The organism is Polluticoccus soli, assembly GCF_029269745.1.
Classification (GTDB): Bacteria; Bacteroidota; Bacteroidia; order Chitinophagales; family Chitinophagaceae; genus Polluticoccus; species Polluticoccus soli.
In genome coordinates this window covers 238,702-261,630 of the sequence record NZ_JARJHT010000003.1, presented here as the reverse complement: position 1 = coordinate 261,630, position 22,929 = coordinate 238,702, and the positions used below count along the sequence as shown (strand labels likewise).

Annotated in this window: 30 protein-coding genes and 1 pseudogene; 21 read left to right on the top strand and 10 right to left on the bottom strand. The window is 47.5% G+C overall.

Annotated features, from left to right (window positions below; translation table 11 throughout):
- Nucleotides 1-197: 197 nt before the first annotated feature.
- Nucleotides 198-1,514: a T9SS type A sorting domain-containing protein gene (locus P2W83_RS17385; RefSeq protein ID WP_276135045.1), complete on the bottom strand. Its 1,317-nt coding sequence runs from the start codon at nucleotides 1,512-1,514 to the stop codon at nucleotides 198-200.
- 309 nt (nucleotides 1,515-1,823) lie between these two features.
- Here P2W83_RS17385 and P2W83_RS17380 point away from each other — a divergent pair, with 309 nt between their 5' ends.
- The 6 genes from P2W83_RS17380 to P2W83_RS17355 all read left to right on the top strand — a co-directional run bounded on the left by P2W83_RS17380 (nucleotide 1,824) and on the right by P2W83_RS17355 (nucleotide 7,252).
- The gene (locus P2W83_RS17380) at nucleotides 1,824-2,102 is read left to right on the top strand and encodes a hypothetical protein (RefSeq protein WP_276135044.1); all 279 of its coding nucleotides are present in this window, start codon (nucleotides 1,824-1,826) and stop codon (nucleotides 2,100-2,102) included.
- Nucleotides 2,103-2,137: 35 nt separating this feature from the next.
- Nucleotides 2,138-2,704: a hypothetical protein gene (locus P2W83_RS17375; protein WP_276135043.1), complete on the top strand. Its 567-nt coding sequence runs from the start codon at nucleotides 2,138-2,140 to the stop codon at nucleotides 2,702-2,704.
- A gap of 54 nt (nucleotides 2,705-2,758) precedes the next feature.
- Nucleotides 2,759-3,292 (top strand): hypothetical protein, encoded by a 534-nt coding sequence (locus P2W83_RS17370; protein ID WP_276135042.1) that lies wholly within the window; start codon nucleotides 2,759-2,761, stop codon nucleotides 3,290-3,292.
- Between the two features lie 452 nt (nucleotides 3,293-3,744).
- Nucleotides 3,745-4,185 carry a helix-turn-helix transcriptional regulator gene (locus P2W83_RS17365; protein ID WP_276135041.1) on the top strand — a complete coding sequence of 147 codons (441 nt, stop codon included), beginning with the start codon at nucleotides 3,745-3,747 and terminating at the stop codon, nucleotides 4,183-4,185.
- A gap of 107 nt (nucleotides 4,186-4,292) precedes the next feature.
- A complete protein-coding gene (locus tag P2W83_RS17360; protein ID WP_276135040.1) occupies nucleotides 4,293-5,756 on the top strand; it encodes a T9SS type A sorting domain-containing protein in 1,464 nt (487 codons plus the stop codon).
- Between the two features lie 20 nt (nucleotides 5,757-5,776).
- Nucleotides 5,777-7,252: a T9SS type A sorting domain-containing protein gene (locus P2W83_RS17355; RefSeq protein ID WP_276135039.1), complete on the top strand. Its 1,476-nt coding sequence runs from the start codon at nucleotides 5,777-5,779 to the stop codon at nucleotides 7,250-7,252.
- 54 nt (nucleotides 7,253-7,306) lie between these two features.
- Here P2W83_RS17355 and P2W83_RS17350 read toward each other — a convergent pair whose 3' ends face one another.
- The gene (locus tag P2W83_RS17350) at nucleotides 7,307-7,531 is read right to left on the bottom strand and encodes a DUF3606 domain-containing protein (RefSeq protein WP_276135038.1); all 225 of its coding nucleotides are present in this window, start codon (nucleotides 7,529-7,531) and stop codon (nucleotides 7,307-7,309) included.
- 180 nt (nucleotides 7,532-7,711) lie between these two features.
- Nucleotides 7,712-9,079: a sensor histidine kinase gene (locus P2W83_RS17345; protein WP_276135037.1), complete on the bottom strand. Its 1,368-nt coding sequence runs from the start codon at nucleotides 9,077-9,079 to the stop codon at nucleotides 7,712-7,714.
- A 278-nt stretch (nucleotides 9,080-9,357) separates the two neighbouring features.
- On the opposite strand from P2W83_RS17345, the gene P2W83_RS17340 reads away from it, so the two are divergent.
- On the top strand, nucleotides 9,358-9,627 hold the full coding sequence (locus P2W83_RS17340) for a hypothetical protein (RefSeq protein WP_276135036.1): 270 nt from the start codon (nucleotides 9,358-9,360) through the stop codon (nucleotides 9,625-9,627).
- 248 nt (nucleotides 9,628-9,875) lie between these two features.
- Here P2W83_RS17340 and P2W83_RS17335 read toward each other — a convergent pair whose 3' ends face one another.
- Complete coding sequence (locus P2W83_RS17335; protein ID WP_276135035.1) at nucleotides 9,876-10,100, bottom strand: hypothetical protein; 225 nt, start codon at nucleotides 10,098-10,100, stop codon at nucleotides 9,876-9,878.
- A gap of 162 nt (nucleotides 10,101-10,262) precedes the next feature.
- On the bottom strand, nucleotides 10,263-10,526 hold the full coding sequence (locus P2W83_RS17330) for a hypothetical protein (RefSeq protein ID WP_276135034.1): 264 nt from the start codon (nucleotides 10,524-10,526) through the stop codon (nucleotides 10,263-10,265).
- A gap of 272 nt (nucleotides 10,527-10,798) precedes the next feature.
- Between P2W83_RS17330 and P2W83_RS17325 the strand changes: the two genes are divergently transcribed.
- The 6 genes and pseudogenes from P2W83_RS17325 (at nucleotide 10,799) to P2W83_RS17305 (ending at nucleotide 13,436) form a co-directional block, all read left to right on the top strand.
- Nucleotides 10,799-11,026, top strand: a complete 228-nt coding sequence (locus tag P2W83_RS17325; protein WP_276135033.1) for a hypothetical protein — start codon at nucleotides 10,799-10,801, stop codon at nucleotides 11,024-11,026.
- A 65-nt stretch (nucleotides 11,027-11,091) separates the two neighbouring features.
- Complete coding sequence (locus P2W83_RS17320) at nucleotides 11,092-11,310, top strand: hypothetical protein (RefSeq protein ID WP_276135032.1); 219 nt, start codon at nucleotides 11,092-11,094, stop codon at nucleotides 11,308-11,310.
- Nucleotides 11,311-11,352: 42 nt separating this feature from the next.
- Entirely contained in the window at nucleotides 11,353-12,015 is a 663-nt protein-coding gene (locus P2W83_RS17315; RefSeq protein ID WP_276135031.1) for a J domain-containing protein, read from the top strand.
- Between the two features lie 125 nt (nucleotides 12,016-12,140).
- Nucleotides 12,141-12,547, top strand: a pseudogene (locus P2W83_RS18700) (GxxExxY protein).
- A gap of 149 nt (nucleotides 12,548-12,696) precedes the next feature.
- Complete coding sequence (locus tag P2W83_RS17310; RefSeq protein WP_276135030.1) at nucleotides 12,697-13,254, top strand: hypothetical protein; 558 nt, start codon at nucleotides 12,697-12,699, stop codon at nucleotides 13,252-13,254.
- A 5-nt stretch (nucleotides 13,255-13,259) separates the two neighbouring features.
- Nucleotides 13,260-13,436: a hypothetical protein gene (locus P2W83_RS17305; protein ID WP_276135029.1), complete on the top strand. Its 177-nt coding sequence runs from the start codon at nucleotides 13,260-13,262 to the stop codon at nucleotides 13,434-13,436.
- Here the strand turns inward: P2W83_RS17305 and P2W83_RS17300 are convergent.
- Nucleotides 13,433-14,131, bottom strand: a complete 699-nt coding sequence (locus tag P2W83_RS17300) for a hypothetical protein (protein WP_276135028.1) — start codon at nucleotides 14,129-14,131, stop codon at nucleotides 13,433-13,435. The genes P2W83_RS17305 and P2W83_RS17300 overlap by 4 nt on opposite strands.
- Nucleotides 14,132-14,140: 9 nt before the next feature.
- Entirely contained in the window at nucleotides 14,141-14,779 is a 639-nt protein-coding gene (locus tag P2W83_RS17295) for a hypothetical protein (protein WP_276135027.1), read from the bottom strand.
- A 178-nt stretch (nucleotides 14,780-14,957) separates the two neighbouring features.
- On the opposite strand from P2W83_RS17295, the gene P2W83_RS17290 reads away from it, so the two are divergent.
- Complete coding sequence (locus P2W83_RS17290) at nucleotides 14,958-15,794, top strand: hypothetical protein (RefSeq protein ID WP_276135026.1); 837 nt, start codon at nucleotides 14,958-14,960, stop codon at nucleotides 15,792-15,794.
- A 139-nt stretch (nucleotides 15,795-15,933) separates the two neighbouring features.
- Nucleotides 15,934-16,215 (top strand): hypothetical protein, encoded by a 282-nt coding sequence (locus tag P2W83_RS17285; protein ID WP_276135025.1) that lies wholly within the window; start codon nucleotides 15,934-15,936, stop codon nucleotides 16,213-16,215.
- Between the two features lie 79 nt (nucleotides 16,216-16,294).
- Here P2W83_RS17285 and P2W83_RS17280 read toward each other — a convergent pair whose 3' ends face one another.
- Together P2W83_RS17280 and P2W83_RS17275 are read right to left on the bottom strand one after the other, a co-directional pair.
- Complete coding sequence (locus P2W83_RS17280; RefSeq protein WP_276135024.1) at nucleotides 16,295-16,591, bottom strand: GIY-YIG nuclease family protein; 297 nt, start codon at nucleotides 16,589-16,591, stop codon at nucleotides 16,295-16,297.
- Between the two features lie 90 nt (nucleotides 16,592-16,681).
- Nucleotides 16,682-17,089: an energy transducer TonB gene (locus tag P2W83_RS17275; protein WP_276135023.1), complete on the bottom strand. Its 408-nt coding sequence runs from the start codon at nucleotides 17,087-17,089 to the stop codon at nucleotides 16,682-16,684.
- A gap of 115 nt (nucleotides 17,090-17,204) precedes the next feature.
- Here P2W83_RS17275 and P2W83_RS17270 point away from each other — a divergent pair, with 115 nt between their 5' ends.
- A complete protein-coding gene (locus P2W83_RS17270; protein WP_276135022.1) occupies nucleotides 17,205-18,731 on the top strand; it encodes an ArnT family glycosyltransferase in 1,527 nt (508 codons plus the stop codon).
- Between the two features lie 2 nt (nucleotides 18,732-18,733).
- On the opposite strand, the gene P2W83_RS17265 is transcribed toward P2W83_RS17270, so the two are convergent.
- The gene (locus P2W83_RS17265; RefSeq protein WP_276135021.1) at nucleotides 18,734-18,880 is read right to left on the bottom strand and encodes a hypothetical protein; all 147 of its coding nucleotides are present in this window, start codon (nucleotides 18,878-18,880) and stop codon (nucleotides 18,734-18,736) included.
- A gap of 152 nt (nucleotides 18,881-19,032) precedes the next feature.
- Between P2W83_RS17265 and P2W83_RS17260 the strand changes: the two genes are divergently transcribed.
- The 5 genes from P2W83_RS17260 (at nucleotide 19,033) to P2W83_RS17240 (ending at nucleotide 22,927) form a co-directional block, all read left to right on the top strand.
- Entirely contained in the window at nucleotides 19,033-19,350 is a 318-nt protein-coding gene (locus P2W83_RS17260; RefSeq protein WP_276135020.1) for a hypothetical protein, read from the top strand.
- Nucleotides 19,347-19,592 (top strand): hypothetical protein, encoded by a 246-nt coding sequence (locus tag P2W83_RS17255; RefSeq protein ID WP_276135019.1) that lies wholly within the window; start codon nucleotides 19,347-19,349, stop codon nucleotides 19,590-19,592. Before P2W83_RS17260 ends, P2W83_RS17255 begins: the two co-directional genes overlap by 4 nt.
- Nucleotides 19,593-19,613: 21 nt before the next feature.
- On the top strand, nucleotides 19,614-20,447 hold the full coding sequence (locus P2W83_RS17250; RefSeq protein ID WP_276135018.1) for a hypothetical protein: 834 nt from the start codon (nucleotides 19,614-19,616) through the stop codon (nucleotides 20,445-20,447).
- A 98-nt stretch (nucleotides 20,448-20,545) separates the two neighbouring features.
- On the top strand, nucleotides 20,546-21,877 hold the full coding sequence (locus P2W83_RS17245) for a hypothetical protein (protein ID WP_276135017.1): 1,332 nt from the start codon (nucleotides 20,546-20,548) through the stop codon (nucleotides 21,875-21,877).
- Between the two features lie 72 nt (nucleotides 21,878-21,949).
- Nucleotides 21,950-22,927: a hypothetical protein gene (locus tag P2W83_RS17240; protein ID WP_276135016.1), complete on the top strand. Its 978-nt coding sequence runs from the start codon at nucleotides 21,950-21,952 to the stop codon at nucleotides 22,925-22,927.
- Nucleotides 22,928-22,929 lie beyond the last annotated feature (2 nt).

Genomic DNA, 22,929 nt, shown 5'->3' with positions numbered 1-22,929 from the left:
CACTACGCTCAATGAATTTTATTTCGTTCTTGATGATTTTTTCAAGGACTCAATGAGAGAGTTCTTAACGCCTAATTCGCTCATGCCAGCTGTGTAATCAGCGAAATCATTTTAATCATTTCAATCAGCGGTTCAGACAAAATACCAACGGGCGGAAGACTCCGCCCGTTCCTTGCTTTTTACTTTACTGTCCAATCTTATTTATAAACGGAGAACCTGTTAGAATATTGTTCTTCTCCGCAATTGAGTTTGATAATGTATGTTCCGGATGGCAACTCAGTGAGTGGTATGGTGCGTGCATATTGCTTTGTGCCAGGTTCATCCCACTGGCGCACTACGCGGCCCTGCATGTCCAGTATAGCTGCAGTAAATGGCTGGGCGTTCTTCCACTCTGTTTCTATGCGGATGAAGTCGGAAGCGGGTGAGGGGTAGAGTTTTACGTTTGCCGCTTCCTTCACCTCTGGCACGCCTGTTGGCCAGGCTACTTCATACTCAAACGTGTAGGTGTGTGAGGAACTGGCGGTTGCAGAGTCGGGACCTGGCACCCACTGGCCGTTATCCCATTGTTCGGTATGGAGTTTTGTTAGCAGGCCGTAGTTGTCATAGGTGAAAACAATATGCTGGTGCGTGTCTACGGTAAAGGTCGGATACCGGCTATACATCAGGATCATTTCCGTTTTGCGGTGTTGGTTATCGTAAGTGCTCAACAGTTTTGATGAGGGCTGAAGAATGGGGCCAGAGTAGCCATCTTGCTGCACCAGGTCTCCGTTGCCGTTGTAGGCGTATTGCCTGGTGAAAATAGTATCTCTAAAGCCATTATAATAGCTGCCAATTTCCATCGATCCGATCAGTCGGTTTTGGCCATCGTAGCTATAGAGGCTCCAATTACTGTCGTTGGTAGCAGCCGGGTTGGCTTTGGCGTACATCACTTGTTTCAGGTTGCCTGCCGGGTCGTAGCTGTAGTAGTAAGAGGCGAACACAGACGATCCGGGTAGCGTAGAAATAATATCTGTTCGCTGCAATACGCTGTTCTGATAGTTATAGATGTATTTGGTATTGGAAATGCCCTTGATATTTTCTGTAAGCAGTGGGCCGTTGTACGTGTTGTGTGATGTCTCGGTTACCACATAGCCGTTTTGCCCCTTTGTGTGCAGCGCGTAATCTGTCAACTGCCCCACGCTGTTAAATTGTTGCCGGGCGCGGTAGTATCCTGTATAATAGGGCGACATAGGATAGTCCTCCATATTCTCTACCGAATCGTACGCCAGCAACGAGTTTGACGCATGCAGACCTTCACTCAATAGCCCGCGCGATAATTGTTCTGCCCACTGCCAGTATACAGGTCCGCCATTGGCACCAAAATAGTGGAAAACAGCGGAGTCGGTTTTTACTATACCGTTGTTCCAGGTGTACTGCTCACGCTGTATGCGTTTAACCCTGTGTTGTTGTGCAAAAGAAAAGGGACCGAGGGAAAGGGCTGCCATCAGCAGCAGGGGAGTGATCAAGCGGATCATAATTAATAGGTTGAGGTTAGAAAAATAGGTTTGTGGTATAAAGGTAGTTGCGCTACCATATACCCACATGTGCCCTAGCTATTTATGACAGTCTTTTTACTTGCTTTGGTTGGCAAATGTTATGTGCGTTTTTCCGGTTGGTGCCGCTAATTATTTCATTCTGAACAGTTAGTGTAAAAACTGCCCGAAACCCGCTACTGGCAAGGATTTGTTATCGGTTTGTTTTGCGATTGTTAACGCCGTGTTATTGGGTGTTTTCACCCCCATGGTTGGTAATGCAGAGGTTTACATTCGCAGCAAATCCCCAGTATGTACTCCGCCAATGTTTCTCTCATCGTCGTAAAACTGCTCGCTATTGCGTGCGTGTTTTTCGTCTCCTGTTCTCCGCAACAAAAGATATCGAAAGTGACGGGTGGCTACACCGACGAAGGTGTGTCGCTGACCGACAGAACACTCTCGACAAAATTTGTGAACAGTGCAAAGAAGCCCAGGACCAAACGCCACCATCCCTGCAAGTACTATGTAAAGAACAAACCGTTTTTTGGCAGGCAGGGCATTAACGGCCAGCTGCAGCTGTATAAGTACTAAGCAGATATAGCTGTTTGTTTTCGTAACTTGACGGCGTGTTACGAGTATTTATCTTTTCCCTTTTATTCCTGGCGGCTGCGCCCGCTTTTTCGCGCATGCCTGCAAAGGTCACAGTGCCTGCTGGCAGTATCGCGCCCGCCATTGTCGTAGAGCTGCGTGGCGATAATCTGTACCTGGTGGGCAGGGGATTCCGCAAAACCGAAGATACAGGTAGAGGCAGCGGTTTAAAAATCGACTGCGGCATAGCGACACCCGCCGTAAAACTGAGCTTCATCTTTGCTGACGGCAGCTACTACGTGTATATACCCAAAGAAACATTCCTAAACACATCGTTTGCCGTGCTGCTGCGCGGCGAGGTAAAGCTGCCCGACCACAGGCATGGCATTGGCAAGCTGTTTGGGCACAGCAAACAGCTGCATGGCGATGAAGCGCTGCTACAAAGGCTGCAAATCAGGGAGCTGCAAAGCATACGCTACGAGCAGGAGAAAATGGCCTATTGGGACGGCAAGGCAATAAAGGTTGAGTACGGCCCCGCTCAAACTTATACTAACCCAACAGAGTTTGCCACTATGCGCAGCGAGCTGATGAGGCTTGCACCGTAACTATATCTATACTGATCCGGTCGCTCATCGCCTTGTTTTTTGTAAATTGTGGGTGTGCTACGGATGGTATTAATACTGTTTGGTTTGTTGCCTGTGGGATGCGCATTTGCCCAGGAACAGCATGGTTTTCGCATAGAGCTGTTTGGTAGCAGTACTTATCTTTTGTTTGCCCAGCAACATGCGCCAGTTGAGCAGCCTACACCTCGGTTAAACACCGTTTGTGTAATTCCGCGCAATCCATCAATAGTGAGTTTTGTATTTGCAGATGGCGATGTTCACGACTATACTACAGAGACGATAAAACGCGATGCTTCCTTTGCCGTGTTATTGAAAGGCAACGAGCGATTGCGATTTCGCAGGCGCGGCCTTGCAGGATTGTTGCGGATACGCAGTAAACCTATTCACGGTGATACTGCGCTTTTGCGTAAGCTGCAAACAAAAGACCTTGAGGCGGTGCGATACGAGCACGAAGATCTGAAATACTACGATGGTGCGCCGGAAGAACGATTTGTTTCCAATGTAATCATGCACCTGACAAAAAAAGAGATGACAGACCTGCGTAAGAAAGCGAATGGTGTAAAGCCGTGAGGTTTCCCGGCTGGATCTGCAGAAAAAAAAAGAGGAGCAAAGATGAATCTAAGCTCCCTCTTAACCATTTAATTTGAAGCCATTGCTCTCGCAATGTTTCAGGGACTAAAGTAATACGTGGTTTTGGAATATAAAAGCGGTGGTGCGGTTGATTTGTTGAACAGTTATTTGTATTCTATAGCTGCCTTGTCACCGTAGGGAGAATTTAGGGATAAATCCTGTTTCCACACCAACTGATCAAGCATTTTTATCATTCCGCAACTGCAAGCCCATCCACCACAATAACACAATCAATTGGTTGCTACTGAATAGTTTAGCATTTACAACATTTAATGTTTTTTTTGCTTTGTCGCCGCAATTATCAAAACAGTTAAATTTTTGCATCAATTTTACATAAAATGTTGTTCCTATAGTTTGATGCCGTATCTTTAGGGTCCAAAACAAACGAGTACATGCCTCCTAAAGCGAACCATATCAAAGATGTAAAGCCGGTGCAATTGAAACAAGCGGCGGCTATACTGATGAAACGCCGCGGTATTGCTACCAAAGGCGAGATGGCAGAGAAGATCAAAGTAACTCCTTATTACTACTCAAAGGTCATCAACGGTGAAACCCCGCTTACCAAAGCTTTTCTCGATAAGTTCCTGAAATATGCACGCGCCGGTAGTGTTAACGAGATTTTGGCATCGAAAAAACCACCGCGTAATATGTACGAGACCGTTGCTGAAGGTCTTACCAACTACATGGAGGCTAAGAAGGTGACACAAGCCGAGTTGGCGCACCACCTGAAGACCGACCAGCAGATACTGAGCCGCATTTTGCACTGCAAGAAAAAGCTCTTTACCCCCGATATGATGATCGAGATACTGCGACTCATCAAATACAAGATCTAGTTTTTTTCCGCTTATCATTTATAAAAACTGGCCATCCCGTGCAATAATCGGGATGGCCTTTTTTATTAGCGGATTTTGTATTTTGTAAGTCCTTATACTACCAATCTATGAAAAAGCTCTTTCCTCTTATGGCACTGCTATGCCTCAATGTTGCTGCCCAGGCACAATACCAGGTACAAGACCATCCGAGTGTGAGCACTGGCATCGCCTTTTCGCCGCTGGGCTCAAGAGTATATTTCGTGGGTGGCGAGTCCGCCACAGGTGCGGAATTATGGCGCTTTAACGACAACCTGCCCGAGCGGCTCACAGATATATGGCAAGGGGTCCGGTCGTCGATTACCGGCAACCTCAAACAAATGCCGGTAGTCAATGGCAGCGTCTATTTCCCCGCCCTGGATAAGACCAACGGAGGGACGATATTGTATGCATATTCCGATGCAGGTTACCTGACTGCGATACCCCTGTCGCCAGCGGGTGTGGTAGAGGTATTAGACAATGAAGTGGTGACAATTGACGACACCATTTACTTTGTAGGTAGAGATAATAACGGCTACCTGGATATTTATGGCTACCAGCCGGCCACCGGGCTGATAGCGCAGCTTACTACACAACACGGGTCTGCCGGACAGATGACGAACTATAACGGGCTGTTGGTGTTTGCGCGCACGACCATCAATATGGGCAGCGAGCTGGGTGTGCTCGATCTGAAGAACGGGAAATCGTATACCTACGATATCAATGCCGGCAATTCATCTTCCTTTCCGGGTTCTTTTACCGTGGTCGACAATACGCTATACTTTGCGGCCACGACGGCTGCCGAGGGCCGCGAGCTGTATAGTTATGATCCGCTGACGGGCCCTGTGCGGCTAACGGACCTGCAACCCGGTGCTGCAAATTCGGTTGCCGGGGGTGTTATTGTTCATTACAAAGGCTCGCTGGTGTTTTCGGCCTACACCAATTCCAGCGAGCGTATTCTGTATCAATACAACCTGGCGTCGAAAGCGGGCACGCAGCTGGGCGCCTACCATGGCCAGAGTGCAATATTGACGTCGGCTGCGGTATATGGCGGCAAGCTTTTCATGAACATCGATACCAGTTTTATGTTCAATCCCGAATCGCTGTATATATACGATGGTACAGGCCTGCCCAAAATTGCCAGCCAGTTGCTGGGCGGCGCACAATACCAAAACGTGTATGGGCTGGGTGTTTGCGGAAACAAGCTGTATTTCACCGGCGCTACTTTGCCCAACCTGCAGGGCCATCTCGTTGTAGTTACCGATTCAACAGTGCTGGGAGTAGGGGAACAACTGGTAGCAACGGGCATCGAATTGTATCCCAACCCGGCAACTACAGAAGCGCATATCAGCTTCTCATTAAGGCAAGCAACGAAACTGAATGTGCAGCTTGCTGATATGCAGGGCAGGGTGGTTTATGCCTCAGCAAAGCAATACAGTGCCGGCAAGCACGAAATAACAGTGCCGGTTAGTGAGCTAGCAGTGGGTGTGTATATGTATACGGTGGCGGATGCGGATGGCACTGTGCTGGATAGAGGCAGAGTGGTAAAGGAGTAGAAAAATTGTATTTTACCCCGATGAAACATACTGTATCCCTTGCAGCGACTTTAGCTGCTATAACCCTTTCTTTTTCTACGACATTTGGACAGCCATCACTTACTAAGATAGATATTAATCCTTCGGCCGGTTCGTCGCCAGAAATGCTTACAACGGCATTGAACAGACTCTATTTCTATGCAGACAATGGTGCAGCCGGTAAGGAGCTAATGGTCTATGACGGTACGGGCGTAAGCCTTGTGGCCGACTTAGTGCCCGGTTCGGGAGGCCTTGCGGACTTGTCGAATATTTGTGAGCTGAATGGTAAGATATATTTTGCTGCGCCCGCAGCCGGTGCAGGTATTGAGTTGTTTGCGTACGATGGTGTCAATCCCCCGGTGCTGGCAAAGGACGTTGTGCCGGGCGCAACCAGTAGCTTTCCTACTAATCTTGTTGCACTGAACAATGTGTTGTACTTCCGCACTAGAACAGCCAATTTTCATTCTGATATCTATAGTTACAATCCGGCTACAGGACAATTGCAGTTGATAGCAACCAATCCTGCCGAGCCCATGCAGGGACTAGAGCTGATGGTGCACAACAATAAAGTCTGTTTTTCTTCGCAGGTGAATACAGTCTCTGCGCCCGGCGATGGTCTGTATAGTTTTGATCCGGCTACAAACTCCTTGGACACGATCATTGAACTTGATCCCCACACCGGTCGCCCTTTTGGTTACCTGGTGGATAGTGGAATTCTGTATTTTATTTATTCCACAACTGCGGATGGATGGGAGCTGTACAAATACGATGGTGTGAATCCTCCAGTTATGCTCACTAATTTTCCAGGTCTTAAGGGACTAAGGTTTAAGTCCAGGATCGGAAAGCTGCAAGACCGCATACTCATGACGGTACACGGGGCAACGGCTGTGGAGAATTACTTCGCGATATATGACAACTCTTCAGCTACAGTGACTATGCTGGATACTACATACGCTTATATGGGTTCAGGCTTTGGCCTTTATAACAACCGGATGTATTTTGGTTTTGAAGAAAATCAGGAGATTCCGCTCTTTACTTATGATGGAATGAAACACCACCGCTTATCAGATGATGTGAGTGCTGCAAAAACGATAAGCCTGCCAGACGAATTCCAAGTGTTCCAGGGTGACCTCTATTTTGCAGCGCAGGTGGCCGGTCAGGATAGAGAGTTGTACAAGTTCAATGACGCTAACCTGAGCGTTAAAAGAGTAAAAGATATTTCTTCACTCGTGCTTTATCCAAATCCGGCCTCTTCAGACGCCACCATCAGCTTCACCCTAAAACAAGCCACGAAACTAATTGCGCAGCTCACAGATATGCAGGGTAGAGTAGTGTATGCAACTAAATCTCTGCAATACACTCCAGGCCAACAAGAAATAAAAATGCCCGTGCAGGAATTTGCACCGGGCATCTATATCTATGCAGTTATGAACGAGGCTGGAGAAATACTGGCCCAAGGCCAGCTGATCAAAAAATAGTGCAACCTCAGCTGCAGTAAAAAATGGCGGTAGTACAGCACCGCCATTTTTTTCTTATTCTCTAGGACCCGCATCGCGTTTTGGGTCGTAGCCTCCTATCTGATTTCGAAGGTATTCTTCAAGCGCTTCCCGGTCAGTACTACCGACGGCGCGTATAGCTTCCAATACTTTAGTGCTTGTTACGCCAAACTTCCGGCGGAGAAAATCCACCTCTTTGTCTTCTTCGTTCGCAACTCTTTGCCGCTCTCGCCACCCTTTATTTTCCATATTATCTCTCATAACACACTATTTATCACCACAGTTAAAAACATCGTGCCCCACCTCGGCCATTGGCAGTTAAAAGAAGCGTAAAGCTGCTTTTCATGGGTTTATACGGCTGTTTTTAGACGGTTTTAACGCCGCCTCTTAAGAATGGCTTAACGAATGTCTACGGAATTGTTAACGGGTGGGGAAGTGTTGCTACCCAAACATGGCCAGCTGCTTGTCTACATGAAGCGGCAGTGACACATAGAAAGTAGTGCCTTGTCCCTCTACACTGGCAAACCAGATGCGGCCGCCCTGTAGCTCGGTAAACTCTTTACACATTACAAGACCCAGGCCAACACCTTTTTCGTTGTTGGTGCCATAGGTTGAGCTTGTTTTCAGCGTGAAGATATCTTCCTGCTTATCGACAGGTATGCCGCGGCCGGTGTCTTTAACAACGAGACGGCAATGGTCATCTTCCCGGTAAGCTTTTACTTGAATGCTACCGCCGGTGTCTGTAAACTTGATGGCGTTGCTCACCAGGTTGCGCACCACCAGCTGCAGCATGTCGTAGTCTGCTACCACTATCATCGAGTCGTCGATAGAATAGCTGAGGTGTATGCCCTTCTTTTCAGCCGTGGTTTCCTGTACATCCAGCGTAGCATGCAAAGTCTGGTACAAGTTGAGCTGCGCTAATCTTACCGCTGTGCCTTCCATTTGTGTTTTAGACCACGACAGCAGGTTTTGCAGCAGTTCAGATGTATTGCCCGTCACCATCAGCAGTTCTTTTTCAAACTCCTTACGTTGCTCAGCAGGTACCATGTCTTCAGACAATAATTCGAGGTAGCTGCAAATAGAAGCCAGAGGGCTTTTCAGGTCGTGCGATATGATGGAGAAGAGTTTGTTCTTTTCCTGGTTGAGGCGCTCCAGTTGTAAGTGCTGCGCGGCTATTTGCAGGTGCTGTGTTTCTATAGACTCAGCCCTGCGTTCGGCCTGCACCTTTTCATAATAGTAGCTGCGGCGCAGGAAGGTGACGCAGAAGAAAGTAAGTATCAGTATGACGATGTAGGAAAAATAATTGTCAGCAACACGCTCGCTGAAGGAGTCGTAGGAATGAGCCACCCACTCAGGGTGGTAGCTTTCGGCCTGGTAAAGTGCCAGCACCAGCAGCAGGTGTATCATTACCCAGAACCAATAAGTACGTTGTGGTTTTATGGCAATGATGAACTGGAATGAAAGAAAAAAGGCCAGTGTTGTAGGGCCGGCGATCCCATCGTTCAGAAAATAATTGCAGGAGAGCGCGGTTAGGGCAGTTACCGCAAACACACTGGTGCCCAGCTGAAACCGTGACTTGAAACGCGACAGGTAATAAACGATGAGGCAGATCACCGCTGTACAGCAATATACAAATGCTATCTGCGGCAGGCCCGTAAAAAAGTTGAACGGTATAATGGCGACATGCAGTATCAGCGTGAGCAGGCACACAGCGTTAAACACCCGTTGTTCGAGTGGGTACTGTGTTCTACTGCCCACCAGGTATTCCCAGGTATCCCTGAGTCTATTCCGTCCCGGTGTGGTACTCATGAAAGAAAAAACGTACTGGCTTTCGCGCCGCCAAATTACAAGTATTTAATTATTTTTTTAAGTTAAATCCCTTTAATCTGGCGGCTTGGGATCTGGTGTTTTGTGGTGAGTGGCTTTTTAGGGGCAAGCGATTAAAACTAATACAATTATTTATAATTTTACATGTAAGTATTTTACATTTAATTATGTTAGGCAAAAAAAATCCGTCGATCGACGTAAGAAAATACCGTTAAAACACGGTATTGAGGTAACGAAGTATTGATGACCTTTACCCTGCGATGAAACATTTGACGGATATGTCGCTGCTGGACTCGATGATCAAAAACTGGCCTATGAAAAGCAATCGCCCGTCTATGGGCGAGCGGGTCGTGGCCTGTAAAGAAAATTATGTAACTGACTATATCGTACACACGTTGCTCAAGGTACATCCCCATCTTGACCGTGAAATGATAGTCAGCGCTATGCAACTGTGCTGCAAAGAAGTAGCAGAACCGCACTATCCCCGGCCGTTCTTGCTATCGTTGCTGCGCAGGTTAGGCATTGGGTGATCCAGATCTGAAACAGCCCCTTAGCACACTATTACACAAACGGAAACTGAAACCCAAGGCAATAGGCGAGGCAAGCTACAATCCCGGTACAGCTTGTCTCGCGCTTAGGTTAACCAGAGCTAGCTCCTAAAGCCGGTAGTGGCAAAAGGATGCAGCTTCGGATCGCTCCGTTAGTTTGTGGTCGTCTTATTCTTGATAATGTTCGATGCCCTGTTGTCAATTAGCCTGCCGGCCAATCAACACAATTCCTAGATCTGTGTAGCCAATCCTACCTTAGTGATCTCGATGCTTTCGGGTTGCTCGTCAGAGTATTTGATGAGCCTTAATTTCCTGAGCGATTCGAGGTAGTATTTCATGTCTTCGCCCGACAGCATCAGCTCGTTTTGTATGGCATCTACCTGCACCTGCGGGTTTTTTCCACCCTGCTTGTAGTGCATTTCTTTAGCTTTCCTGAAAATCAGCTTATTGCTCATACGCCTCAACAATTTGGGGCAAAGGTACAGATAAATGCCGGTATCAACTAATTTATATATATTCCCCGCCCTGCGGCTGGCCTGCTGATACTAGCGACAATTGCTTACCTGCACCACGTAATGGTGATGAAATAGCGAGACATTCAGCATTAAAGCAGTGTGTTATGCTCTTGCCAGCCTTTGCTGTACCAGGTGTTGGTCTTCTGCGCTGCTAACGAGAATTACATCTTCTAATCCGAAGATAAAGAGCAGTTTCAGTGGTGAATTGGCCAGGCTGCCGAAGAAGGAACCTTTGAAATAATCGGTGTGTGTGTGATACTCGAGCTTGCGCATGATGCGTACATTATTGTTTCGCTCGGCATGGAGCAGATCTGCTCCTGATAGTGGCGCACACAATATCGCCATCACAAATTCTGTTGTAATCATTTCTCTCCCCTTTAAGTGTGTTTTGAATAGAATCCCCTTATATGTCGTATAAAAGTATGAAAAAATTTATATAGTGCAACCTTTACCAATAATTTTTTTGTTGAATGCATAAAAAAAGGCATAAGGGCGCTTTGTGGGCACTAAAGGCTCAGTCTTCGGTCATTGAGATATGTATAAGCGAATAAGCAAACTGGCCTTTCAGAAAAACAGTAGCGTCTATTTCATTGCTCATCATAAAACACTATTTTGCGACACAATAAAAAAAGACCAAAATGAGAATTACGCTTATTCTTGCGATTGCTTGCCTTGGCTTTGTGGCTTGCAATAAGGAATATACCTGCGAATGCACAACTGTGGGTTTTTCCGACAGTCTGCGCTCGTTTCCTGTAAATGCCGTTAAGGAAAAACAGGCTAAAGAAAAATGCACTAAGTATGAGGCAGATGTGAACACCGTGAACCTGGGTACTACCAATCCGGCCATCGCTTGCTCTATCAATTAATTTTATGATATACCTGCAGGCCCGCACTCTTGTAGCGGGCCTGCTGTTTATAAAGCTTGATACCTATGAGATCAGTATACGCAGCTGCCGCATTGGCGCTGGTTTTATTCAGCTCTTGCACGAAAGACGACTATACATGCGTTTGCAACGACAGCACCGGCAATTCGGGCCAGCGCAGGTTTGACATTGACGCACACTCGCAACACAGTGCTGTAAATGAGTGCGATGCGCAAGAGGCAGACCTCAACAAATCGAACAACAGCTTCGACTGCCACATCGAGTAGCAGCTTATTACCAGCAAGGGTTTAGCTATTTTTACCGGGTATATGCGCGGGCAGCCCAAAGACTATTATACCATTCTTGAGGTTCATCCCTCTGCCACGGCACAGGAGATAAAAAAGGCTTACCGCAAGCTGGCATTCAAGTATCATCCAGATACTTCGCAGCATAATACTTACACCGAGATACATTTTCGTGAGATACAGGAAGCATACGATGTGCTTTCTGATGAGGTGAAGCGCAAGCGCTACGACGAAGAACGATGGCTCTCGGGCATGAGCAGCCGTGCGCGCCACCAGCACGTCATAACGCCGCCGTGGATACTGAAGGAAGCACAGCGCCTCACCAGGCACATGGCCACCGTCGACACCTACCGCATGAGCCATAGCGCCCTGAGTGATTATGTCTTCCTCCTCCTTTCCGACTCGCACATGGCTATATTACAACAGGCCGATGACCGCGATACCAACAAAGAAATAGTGAACGAGCTGCTGAAGGCTACCTCTAACCTCAAGTACCAATATATGGATGCCATAGCCGCGCGGCTGGTGCAACTATCCGGTGCCGACAATGCACTGCACGCCAGCATCTATGCCCACGTACGCAACCGCCGCGCCGAAGCCACCTGGGAAAGATACCTGCCGCTGATCATTGCCATCATTACGCTGGTACTGGTGGTGGTGATGTGGTGGTGGGGAAAGCGCAATTGATATTTGTCTGAACCGCTGATTAGAAGGATTAAAATGATTTCGCTGATTTCTTGAAACTGATGTGTATGACTTTAGGTTGGATTTTGGATTTTTATTAGCTTAAGATATTCTTTAACTACAAACCAATGTCTGAAACAACTAAACCTGAGTTTCTTCATTCCCAGCTAACGGGCCAGATAATTGGATGTGCTATGAAAGTACACGCAGTGCTTGGTAACGGCTTTCAGGAAGTGATCTACCAGCGTAGCCTTGCAATTGAGTTCGAAAAACTAAGCTGCAATTTGCACGCGAGTATGAAATGCCTATTTTCTACGATAATATTGAGGTAGGCACAAGGCGGGTCGATTTTTTAGTTGGGAACAATGTGATGGTGGAACTAAAAGCGCTGGTTGAACTTCAAGATGTGCACACAACGCAAGCACTCAATTATTTGGAAGCATATAAGCTGCCAATAGGGCTACTAATAAATTTTGGTGCAAAGAGTCTGCAATTCAAACGTTTGACCATCGAGCATAAGCTACGGAAACAATAGGTCTTGCCGCTATAATCAGCGCAATCATTTCAATCATTCTAATCAGCGGTTCTGACGAGATTTAACGGCATCATTTAACTAAATATGCCAGTCGTTCTGGTTTTACAATTATTTTTATTATTTTTGCAATAATAAAACCTATCACCACCATGCTCACCAACAACCCTAAGTACAAAGAAGTATTCCACAGCAAAGTACATGACCTGCGTTTTTATATGCCCGAAGATGTGGCCAGCGGTTACCATCTTAGCCGGTACGTTGCGGCAGGGGCGCAAAACATTTATTCGGCAGGCGGCGCTACAAAAGATCTGCTGGGCGCTATGATGGATAAGATGCTGGAGCTGTGCAACGACGAGAAGAATGTAAAGAGCCTGCGCACTGATATTGCAACACTTGCCAATAATATCAAGTACCGCCTCAAATATCCTGTCGACGAAGATTGTGCTCTGCGCATGGGGGCGATATACTCGTTTGTGGAAGATGAAAACCCTGACACCACCGAAGACTACTGGACGCGCCGCAAACTTGTACTGGCCAAAGGCGATGCTACGCAAAATATCTCACCCGATCCTGACCTGTACGCTTTTTTTTTAAGCATCGGGATGCCGTACACACCATCATGGAGCGAACTATTGCCTGGTTCGATCGGTTCGAGCTATTTCAGCCAAAGAACGGAAACGCTGAACGCCCTGCAGCCACAACGCTAACATCTGTGGCTACGCGCATAGACGACTGGTACGATAGCTTTTGGGACATAGCCATGAAATACTGCGAAGGAAATGTAGAAGCTGCCGAGCGGTTTATGGATACCAGTGTGTTTATGTTCTACTATCGTATCAAACAAAAGGCAGCTTATGTTAACTGGCACAATCGTCAAATGAGATCTTAATAGTACTCGTAATTGCGTACATGCAACCAGTGCCGAATTTTTCCATCGATGCCGGTAACTGTTTCAAGGGTTTTCACAGGGTTGCCGGCATCGTCTTTAGAAAGTATGCGGAATGCTGACCGGGTGGTATCTCCCGTAAATAGCGTGCCGGTTTGTACCAGGTCATTACCCTCTGCATCGTATCTATAGACATTTGCCGATAGAAGTTTTCCGGGTGAGAAAAACTGAACGAGTACCGGTTTTTGAGCGTCATTAAGTACAGTTCGGACCTCCTCGTCTGCCTTCCCATTTTTATCCAGGTATATTTCGCGGTACGTACTGTCATTTTCCCAAACGGTAGTCATGCTGCGTTTTATTGAGTTTTCGAAGACCTCGCGCCCTGTAAACTTGTTATTGCGGTATAGGTAATTGTACTTAAAATGTATGAGACCATTGTGTGTTTTTTCCTGCTTTTCCATTGATAACAGGCGGCCGTTGGTATCATAAGTGTAATGCTCGTCAGCGAAAATGCTGTCTACAGGTACCCACTCGCCGTTTTTGAAAACTGTTTCATTGTAGTTATGCACCGTCATGCTTTTTATCACAGGCTTATCCACCAAGCTGTCTGCACTTGCAGGGGCTTGTCGCGAGACATCGGCGTTGCAGGCTGCGAGGAAGATTAAAAGTGCAAGGCTGTATCGCAGGCGGTATTTCATTGGATCGGTTTATTGGTAGTAACTAAAAGTCCGCCAAATGCGTTGCGTCTTATTTTTACCTGTCAAACCAGTTACCTCTTTCAGCGTTACGTTTTGCTGCGCATCCATTTTTTGATGTGTTTCTTTTACCAGCCGTGTCTCGTCAAGAAAAACGGTGTAGGTTTTGCCGCTTTTGTTATAGGTGTATTCTTCTCTTACTTTTCCCGACTGCAATGCTTTTTTTAAAGTACCGTCGCTGTTGAGCACGTACAATGTGTTCATTGGTTTGGCATCGCCCACGAAAGAGGTATTTACTTCAAACGTACTGTCGTCTTTATAGGTGTACTTACTGATGCCTGACAACTCGCCGTTCGAATAGATGTGCCGGACTGCCGGCCTGCTGCCATGGTATTCATACACGTATTTAATGGTTTCGCCATTATTGTCTTTGACTTCAGTAAAATTGCCGCGCTCATCCAGCACGTAGGAGATTGACCAGCAGCTCGATGAATCTACCCGCGAGCGGTCCGCTTTAAGTATATCGCATGTGGTTTCTTTGATCTCTTTTACTTTGCCTTTATATCCACTTAGTGAGGCATCTGATTGCGCGAAAGCAATAAAAGGAAGATAGATGAGGGTAATGCTCAATGCTCTAATTAATGTTTTCATATGGGCTAACATGATTTCTAATACAAGATAGCGCAAAAATATTTTTCAGTAAATAAATATTATTGTATCTTTGCTGTATTATTGTTATTCAAGGACGCCATTCCTTTCAAAAAGTGTAAACAGGTATCTGCCGCCTGCAAGTGCAAAAACATAATAATGTTTCACACTTGTTCTCACCATGGCAGAAATAGTAGAAGTAATTCACCAGATCAACTATGAAGTAAACGATGCGCAGCTGCAAAACGCTGTAAACGTGATACATGCACAGATACGGGAACTGAATAGCCTGTATAATGTGCTGGACCGCTACCACAGGCAACTGGCCAACGTGCGCGATACAACCGCGTTTAATGAGCTATCGCGCAAGGTAGATGGCGCCACCCGGCAGATAGAGGCCAGCCTGGGTAAAACCAAAGGTATACTGGCGCAGTTTGGTAGCGGGCTGCTGAAAGGCCTTGGGGTGGAAACAGACCTGGAAGGCGCCGTAGCAAAATGGCTGGAGCCACTCAACACTCACCTTGAAAGCGTAAAAAATAGAGGTAATGACACGGTCACCTCGCTGGGTGGCATAGCCGCTAAGCTCACATCGTTTTCAGGATTGGCACCACTGGCTATAGGCATGTTGTCTGAGTTGGCAGATGAGTTCTTTTCGGTAAGCGAAGAAACAAAACGCGCACGCGAAGAGCAGGAGCGCAGGCGCATGGCGCTCGATTTTGTAGACAAACAATACAGCGGCGATGCAGTGATGAAGAAGAAAGCAGCGATCATTACAGAGATGGACGAACTGAGTGTGCTGACGCTGGAAGAAGTATTGCAGCTAAGAGATGCAGGCACGGTGACGGCTGCAGCTATCATCTACTCGCGCAAGCTGCCGGTGGTGTTGGAGAATTTGATACGCGCTTACGGAGAGCAATGGTTCCTGAATGCAGGGTTTGAACAGATCAAAACGGAAATTGAAAGTGAGATGGATGAGCTGGTGAACGTGGAAGAAGTAGTTAAGACGCTGCTCAACTAACGTGTTCGGTTTCATAGTGGTTAAGAAAAACGGGGTGGTTTTCCGCCCCTTTTTCTGTTGTTAAGCGGTAGTTAACGCCCGCGCCGGAAGCGGCTTTAACGGTTTTTATTTTTGAAATTTGAGTAGCAAATACAGAGAGATGAACAATACACCTACCCAATTTGCCCTCGCTATAGTTTTTCCAGGTGCCGATAACGGTGATGTAGTTAAAGCTGCCATCAGGCACTATGTGCACGTTATAGACAAAGAAGATTTTATAGCAGATAAGGACTATGCTGCGCAAGCCGCCAGCTACCAGCCTTACACCAACGGCAGCCGCATTATGTTATTGTTCATTTTTTCTGAGGGCAACACCGTGCTGGCCGATAATGAGACCAACCTGCAGCGCGCGTTGTTGTGGATACGGGAGATGAGTAATTAAAACACCATTTTTCTCCTGTCATTCTGAGCGAAGTGATAACGCAGCGAAGAATCTGCCTGGATGCAGTACTGCCGCCGTGCTACATGAGTTCCTCGTTTAAAAACCGCCACTCCGGATTAAAAGCATTGATCAGTGCTTCCTTTTTCCAACGCTTAAGACCTTTTATTTCTGTTTCCCGTGCAATGGCACTTTTGACGTTCCTGAAATGCTCCCAATAGATAAGGTGATAACAGTTGTATCTCGCGGTGAAATTATTTTGATTAAGCCTTGCCCCTTCTTCGTGAAACCAGAGTCGCGCGGCTATGTTGCCGGTAACGCCGGTGTATAATACCGTTTTGTTTTTGTTGGTGGTGATGTAGACGTAGTAATTGTGCATTGGGCTTAGGTTCTTTGATTAGGCGGGGCCTTGATTAGGCAGATTCTTCGCTTCACTGTGTTTCGCTCAGAATGACAAATAGGGTGGGCGCTAAAACACCAACGGCAGCGAATACTTCACCGTCACCTTACGGCCATTGTAGGTACCCGGCTCCCAGCGGGGCATTGCTTTTATTACGCGCACTATTTCTTTTTCGAGTGGCGTGTTAGGTTTTCGTGTAGTGTTGTTATCCATTATCTCTACATGTGCAATGCGGCCGGTGGAGTCTATCCAAAGTTGCGTGTCTATCCTTGGTGGGAACTTTGTACCTGCAGGTATCTTCAGGCTCTTGCTCAGGTACTGGCCAAGGTTGCCTTTGAACGCTGGTTGTGTTTGTACAGTATCGAAAAAAGTCTTTGTTTCCAGTTTAACGGTAGTGTCCTGTGTCAGTGTAACATTAGTTTGTGCATGGGCCATGGCTGAAAAGGCCACCAGTAGCAGGGTCAATAAAATTCGCATAGGTGTAAAGTTACCTCAAAATCGCGTTCGGTACACGTGCTGTCATCGATTGTCCTATCGTGGTTCTTTTTTATATCTTGTTGGCCAATTCCGATAACCAATAAGGCAGGCCTTGATGAGAACCACCCACCCAGCGATTCCATTATTTGTATTTACACTTGTATTCCTGGTGATGTGTTTTGTCTATTATGCCGACCTCGTGTTCATGTACCCTTTCGGTTTTCATGAATGGGCACAGGCCGACAGGCTGGCACTAGCGCTCAAGTTTTACGATAACGGGATGAACTTCTTCAAGCCGGCAACGTTCAACCTCACATCTATAAAGGGAGTGACGGGCGTTGAGTTCCCGATACAAAGCTGGCTGGCTGCGGCGTTGGGACATGTGTTTGGACGGGAGAATATCTCTACCTGTTTCCGCCTGCTGACGCTGGGTATCAGTTATGCAGGGCTCTCGGCACTGTTCTTACTCTGTTATCGTCATACGCGCGATATCATAGTATCGTTGCTGGTGCCCGTGTTTTTCATGTGTTCACCCATCTTCATTTATTACTCCTGCAGCTACCTACCCGATACTGCTGCGGTGTCACTGTGCTTTGTAGGTTTCTACTTCTTCGACAGGTACATATCCGATAGCAGGTTCCGGGATCTGTCAAAAGCAATTGCATTCCTCACGCTCGCAGCGCTTATCAAAACATCAACCGGCACCATGCTTATCGGCATTATGGGCATTACCGTTTTGTGGGCCCCGCTCAGGACGCGTATTTATGCACCCGGCAAGGTTGCCGGTGTGTTCCTTTATTCGGTAGTGGCATTGATCGCTTACTATTTCTACAATCAATACCTGAATAAAACTTACCAGAGCACGCTCTTTCTCGCCAAGCCCTATCCTTTCCAGGAAGGTGAGTTTGATACCTATGTCAACCATGCCTTCAAGGATTTCTGGATAAGAGAATACTTTGTGCTGCCGCAATACTTGTTGTTGGTGGGTATTCCTGCTGCGGGCATTCCGTTATTGTCAAAAAGCCGTGAAGGTAGAACGGTGTTGGCAACCCTTGGGCTCTTCGTATTGGGAGTAGTAGCAATGGCGCTGCTGTTTGGACACCAGTTCATCCAGCACGACTACTATGTGGTATCTATCTACTTCCCGCTGTTTGGCTTTATGCTGATCAACTCGGTAGTGGCAATCCGCCAGCAGATAGAGGAAAAGCCGGCGAGGATCTCGATCCGGTCGTTTGCTATCGGGGCTATGCTCATCTTGTTCGTGTTTGCAGATCATCATACTTACCGCCGCATCCACCTCAGCGATGATCGCTACTACTCGGGCTGGAAGGATAACTTTAGCACCGCCTGGCTGAAAGGCACCGATAAGCAACTGGACGAACTGGGCGTTAGTCGCAAGGAGCATGTGGTAGTGGTAGGAGAGAACGCACCCAACCTGTCGTTCGTTTATCTTGACAGAAGTGGCTACTTGCTGGAAGAACACCAGGTATTGCAGTTCGCTTCGCTAATGAAGGAGAAAAACGTTAGGGTGGCAGTTGGCGCTAATAAAAAAATGGAAGACGTTTACGCGCAGGATTCCACGCTGTTCAACGGGTTCAATGTTGTGAAGAAGGAGAAGATGTGGGTGGTGATGAGGAAGTAGGATTAAAACCGTCCTCCGTGTTCCTCTTTATCTTTTTTGTTCTCTATGCGGCGCATCACGGCCTTTGCCAATAGGTAGACAATAACTATAACAGTTACAATGAGTACACCGGTCTGTACAGGTCCTATGGCATTAACAAGTGGTTGCATGGCAGCGGCTATTTTACCCAATGTAGCACTTTTTTGTTAAACTGTTATGGTTCAGTTCGTTTAATAACCACAAAAAAACTTTCCTGAAATATTTTTTGCTATTTAAAATAATAATTGTAGTTTTGCTATAGTAAACCGAACCTCACCCTATCATGGAAACTAAAAAGTTCTCCCCCAAGGATGCTAAGCTCATCCGCGATAATCCCCATAGTGCTCCCGAAGAGTTATCGACACTCGGCCTTTCCAAAGCCGCTTACAACAGGCTTACAGAAAACACTGTTACATCTATACAAAATCTGCAACCCGTAAAAGTGGAAGCTGCACCACAGCAACCACAGCCCGGCCGCAGGCCCAACCATGTAGTGCGCATGCTCAACAAGGCTACCAATGTGGTAACCGAGCTCGGCTACCGCGCCGCGCTATCAGTGTCAAGCACCTACCCCGACAAATTCGAAATCCTATCCAAATGATAAACGAAGAAACCAACCTCACCGGTGGCGAAGACGAAGTACTTCTCCCCCTGGAAACCGCTGCCACCAATTCTGAAAAAGCACAGCAACCTGCTGTTGAGATACCAATTGGCCACGTGCTGATAATCGCCCTTGATGGAAACGGCGCAGAGATACCCGGCAGCGAATTCTTTTATCCTGAGCGAAGTTACCAGCGCTTCTACGCCGACGAAAGCAAATTCAACGTCAAAAAAAAACTTTAACCACCTATAATTCCAATCACCATGAAACTCTCACTAGAACAAGCCAGCAAATTACTCAACGCATTACTGGGCGATGCGGCAGTTGTGGCAGATGAACACGAAGCTGACACTGATCTCTCACACGAACAACTGATCTCGACCGTCAATGACACCCTCTCCAGAACTCTCCGCCCTTCGATTGAAGAACAACTAAAGCCAGCACTGGAAGCCGGCTTCACCGGCCGCTACCTGGGCGCTCTGCGCAGTGCAGCACAACGTGTGTTCAATGTACCCAAGCGTGAGCTGGAGGATATGAGCATCGAGCAAGTACTATCTAAATGCAAAGGCGCTTTTGAAACCCGCGCCAGCCAAAGCGACGATGAACGTTTCGTGTCTTTAGAAGCTGCTATCCACGATTATGAATCGCAAATCGACCAACTCAAAGCAACACACGAAGCGCAATTAAAAGACGCACACGATAAATACGTGCAGCGCGACATTGCAGCCCGTTGTATCTCCATCATAGAAAAACTACCACGCAAAGGAGGCGACCTGCACGAACAAGCTGACATGCTGCGCTACAAGATGAGCAACACCTACGAGGTGCGCTACAACGAGCAGACAAAACAACTCGAATTCTACAAAGAAGGCAAACCCGCAACTAGCGAGGATAACACACCTATAACCGACGAAAATTTTGCGAGAAACTGGGCCGAAAAGGCCGGCATACTGGTGAGTGATACCAGGCATATCAGTCCCGCCGATGTGAAGGCAGGACAGCAGGGACAATATGCCACCGGCGTCATCTCCATCAGTAACAGCGACGACCCCGCCGACGATACGCTGGAAGCGATAGCCGCATGGGCCGGGCAGTAACACACAGCCGGGCGCGGTTGTTCTCTCCAAACGCATAGCAGGCGTGTGTCCCGCCTTGAGAGGGCGTTTTATTTCACCATACTTAACTCTTAAAAGCAATGAGCTTTAAAAATGCCATGCAGTCTGTGCAGAAGAACCTGCTGCAATACGCAAAGCAGGGCCGCCCTTACGAGGTGCTGGCCGCAGTTCTTGCCGCACGGCAATTCAATACATCTATAGTAGAGACCGACCTTCATGCTGAAGAAGGTAAAAAGCGACAGCTGAAGATAAACTACTACGCACCCATCTGCGAAGACAACGGTACGGGTACCGAGAACTTCTGTGATCCGGGCAATGCAATTGCTCCAAAGCAGATGTACTTCAACCTCGATCAGGTCACCGCTTCGGCAAACTATTCGCTGAACCGTGATGACATTCGCATGGTGGATGGTCATTATTCCTTCAGCGATCATGCGAAGGCTGCGATCAATGCAGCGCTGCCTGCTGTGCGCCGCAAGCTGGCGGTACAGGTTGCAGAGTTGTTGATAGCCAACAACGGTATTCTGCCCGATGGTAATGCAACACGTATGCTGCCCTTCCTGGACAAAACGCAGGGAACAGTAAACCCGATGGGCCTGTGGGAGATCGAGCGCAACTTCCGCGATGCGGGTTTGTCTAATCCGTTCATCATTGGTGGCACCGACGTGTTTCACTGGCGCAAAGCGGTGGAGATAGGCGGCGTGAACGAGAAGGGACAGAACGTGAGCCAGATGGGCCGCGCCAATGCGTACTACGACAGCCTGATCAACGATGCTTATGGCGATACATCGAGCGAGCACATTCTCGCATTCGATCCGCAGGTGCTGAAGTTTGTCAGCTTCAACCGCAACGCCGGAATCTTCGCCACCGATCTGCAAAACATCGACGCCATCGATACCATTTACCAGCAAGGTGGTACCGACTACCTGCATGGTGTGATGGCCGATCCTGTTACAGGTTTGCTCTGGGATCTCAACATCAGTTATGAAAAGTGCAGCTTCACCTGGATGTTCCAGTGGCGATTGGAGTGGGACATCTTCTTTATGCCGCCTGCAGTGTGCAATGTGACGGGTGTGAATGGCGTATTCCACTATACTACCTGCGCGCCGGTTGAATACACTTGTCCTACAGGTGGTACGCCTGCAACACCGGGTACCAGCGATACGTTCGACTGGGATACCAATGGTGTCATCATGTTCCCGCTGTTCATCAACAAGCTGGAGCTGGCAGGGCAGGAGAGCTATCCTGCAACCACGGTGGCAGATATCACCGAGCTGCGCGACCTGTTCAACGACAGCGTGACGGGTTATGTGTTCAGCGTAACAGGTACCAAGCTACGCTATGCCGGTTATGCCGGCATCAGCGGACAGATAAACGATACTACTAACATTTCCTTCACCGCAACCCCTTAGTATCCTATCTCCAATAAGTTCCCCGGTGTTAGTAGCGGGGAACTTTTATTTAACCACACAAACCCCATCACCATGCTCGATAATATCATTTCCGTACGCGATGTTTGTAACAGCGACGATGCGCCCACATCACTCAGCGGCCTCGACCTGATGGACGCGCCTGAGATATCGGTGCTCAACCTGGCGCATATTGCCAATGAAGAATACATCAGCGGCCTTACACTGGCAAAGAAGAAAGTGCAACAGGCAGTCATCCTTGTGCGCAACGACCTGATGAGCGCACTGGCGGCTAATAATGTCATTTCAAACCTTTCTGCGAAGAAGTACAGTACTTCAGAGTTCAAACCTGCAGTAACCTTTCCCACCGAAGCAAAAGAACGTGGGCTGACACTTTATAAGAATACCCGCATACGTGGTGCGCTGCGCAAGCTGAAGATCCATACTGTGAAAGTTTATCCGTTAGTTAGCCTGGACAATATATCGTTGAAGATATACGACGACCATGCAGGCGGCATAGTATCTACTTACAACATCAACCTCACCGCAAACGAAGTGAACAGCTTTAATGTAGCCTATGAAGTGAAAGGAAGCTTTGCGCGTGTGTTGCTGGATGGGACTAATGTGCCTGTCGGCAGTTCATACCTCACCTGCTTTACCGGTTGCAATGGCAGCATGCCCAACGATTGCGGTTATACCAAAGGCTGGTATGGCGATAAAGAGATCAGCGGGAAGGAAGGTTTTGGTGTCGGCCTCGAGTTTAGTTGTGAATGCGACTACGACCAACTGCTTTGCGACCTGAGTCAGACGTACATAGGCGAGATAGTATGGCTAAAAGCCCGCGTGCTGCTGATGGAAGAACACCTGCGCACCAATAGGTTCAACAACTGGGTCGTGTACGGTCGCGAGGAAACTGAGAAATACCTCGTAGATGTAGAGAATCAGTACCGCGATAAATGGAAAATATTCATCAACGCCATGCCCGGCATTTTAAAACAATTCAAAGACGACTGCCTGGTGTGTAATGGTATTAGGTGGGTCACAAATCTCTAAAC

What these genes read in the sequence shown, in the direction of transcription:
- P2W83_RS17385 (WP_276135045.1), bottom strand. Translation starts at nt 1,514, where the DNA reads ATGATCCGCTTGATCACTCCCCTGCTGCTGATGGCAGCCCTTTCCCTC.
- P2W83_RS17380 (WP_276135044.1), top strand. Translation starts at nt 1,824, where the DNA reads ATGTACTCCGCCAATGTTTCTCTCATCGTCGTAAAACTGCTCGCTATT.
- P2W83_RS17365 (WP_276135041.1), top strand. Translation starts at nt 3,745, where the DNA reads ATGCCTCCTAAAGCGAACCATATCAAAGATGTAAAGCCGGTGCAATTG.
- P2W83_RS17360 (WP_276135040.1), top strand. Translation starts at nt 4,293, where the DNA reads ATGAAAAAGCTCTTTCCTCTTATGGCACTGCTATGCCTCAATGTTGCT.
- P2W83_RS17355 (WP_276135039.1), top strand. Translation starts at nt 5,777, where the DNA reads ATGAAACATACTGTATCCCTTGCAGCGACTTTAGCTGCTATAACCCTT.
- P2W83_RS17350 (WP_276135038.1), bottom strand. Translation starts at nt 7,531, where the DNA reads ATGAGAGATAATATGGAAAATAAAGGGTGGCGAGAGCGGCAAAGAGTT.
- P2W83_RS17345 (WP_276135037.1), bottom strand. Translation starts at nt 9,079, where the DNA reads ATGAGTACCACACCGGGACGGAATAGACTCAGGGATACCTGGGAATAC.
- P2W83_RS17340 (WP_276135036.1), top strand. Translation starts at nt 9,358, where the DNA reads ATGAAACATTTGACGGATATGTCGCTGCTGGACTCGATGATCAAAAAC.
- P2W83_RS17335 (WP_276135035.1), bottom strand. Translation starts at nt 10,100, where the DNA reads ATGAGCAATAAGCTGATTTTCAGGAAAGCTAAAGAAATGCACTACAAG.
- P2W83_RS17330 (WP_276135034.1), bottom strand. Translation starts at nt 10,526, where the DNA reads ATGATTACAACAGAATTTGTGATGGCGATATTGTGTGCGCCACTATCA.
- P2W83_RS17325 (WP_276135033.1), top strand. Translation starts at nt 10,799, where the DNA reads ATGAGAATTACGCTTATTCTTGCGATTGCTTGCCTTGGCTTTGTGGCT.
- P2W83_RS17320 (WP_276135032.1), top strand. Translation starts at nt 11,092, where the DNA reads ATGAGATCAGTATACGCAGCTGCCGCATTGGCGCTGGTTTTATTCAGC.
- P2W83_RS17315 (WP_276135031.1), top strand. Translation starts at nt 11,353, where the DNA reads ATGCGCGGGCAGCCCAAAGACTATTATACCATTCTTGAGGTTCATCCC.
- P2W83_RS17310 (WP_276135030.1), top strand. Translation starts at nt 12,697, where the DNA reads ATGCTCACCAACAACCCTAAGTACAAAGAAGTATTCCACAGCAAAGTA.
- P2W83_RS17300 (WP_276135028.1), bottom strand. Translation starts at nt 14,131, where the DNA reads ATGAAATACCGCCTGCGATACAGCCTTGCACTTTTAATCTTCCTCGCA.
- P2W83_RS17295 (WP_276135027.1), bottom strand. Translation starts at nt 14,779, where the DNA reads ATGAAAACATTAATTAGAGCATTGAGCATTACCCTCATCTATCTTCCT.
- P2W83_RS17290 (WP_276135026.1), top strand. Translation starts at nt 14,958, where the DNA reads ATGGCAGAAATAGTAGAAGTAATTCACCAGATCAACTATGAAGTAAAC.
- P2W83_RS17285 (WP_276135025.1), top strand. Translation starts at nt 15,934, where the DNA reads ATGAACAATACACCTACCCAATTTGCCCTCGCTATAGTTTTTCCAGGT.
- P2W83_RS17280 (WP_276135024.1), bottom strand. Translation starts at nt 16,591, where the DNA reads ATGCACAATTACTACGTCTACATCACCACCAACAAAAACAAAACGGTA.
- P2W83_RS17275 (WP_276135023.1), bottom strand. Translation starts at nt 17,089, where the DNA reads ATGCGAATTTTATTGACCCTGCTACTGGTGGCCTTTTCAGCCATGGCC.
- P2W83_RS17270 (WP_276135022.1), top strand. Translation starts at nt 17,205, where the DNA reads ATGAGAACCACCCACCCAGCGATTCCATTATTTGTATTTACACTTGTA.
- P2W83_RS17265 (WP_276135021.1), bottom strand. Translation starts at nt 18,880, where the DNA reads ATGCAACCACTTGTTAATGCCATAGGACCTGTACAGACCGGTGTACTC.
- P2W83_RS17260 (WP_276135020.1), top strand. Translation starts at nt 19,033, where the DNA reads ATGGAAACTAAAAAGTTCTCCCCCAAGGATGCTAAGCTCATCCGCGAT.
- P2W83_RS17255 (WP_276135019.1), top strand. Translation starts at nt 19,347, where the DNA reads ATGATAAACGAAGAAACCAACCTCACCGGTGGCGAAGACGAAGTACTT.
- P2W83_RS17250 (WP_276135018.1), top strand. Translation starts at nt 19,614, where the DNA reads ATGAAACTCTCACTAGAACAAGCCAGCAAATTACTCAACGCATTACTG.
- P2W83_RS17245 (WP_276135017.1), top strand. Translation starts at nt 20,546, where the DNA reads ATGAGCTTTAAAAATGCCATGCAGTCTGTGCAGAAGAACCTGCTGCAA.
- P2W83_RS17240 (WP_276135016.1), top strand. Translation starts at nt 21,950, where the DNA reads ATGCTCGATAATATCATTTCCGTACGCGATGTTTGTAACAGCGACGAT.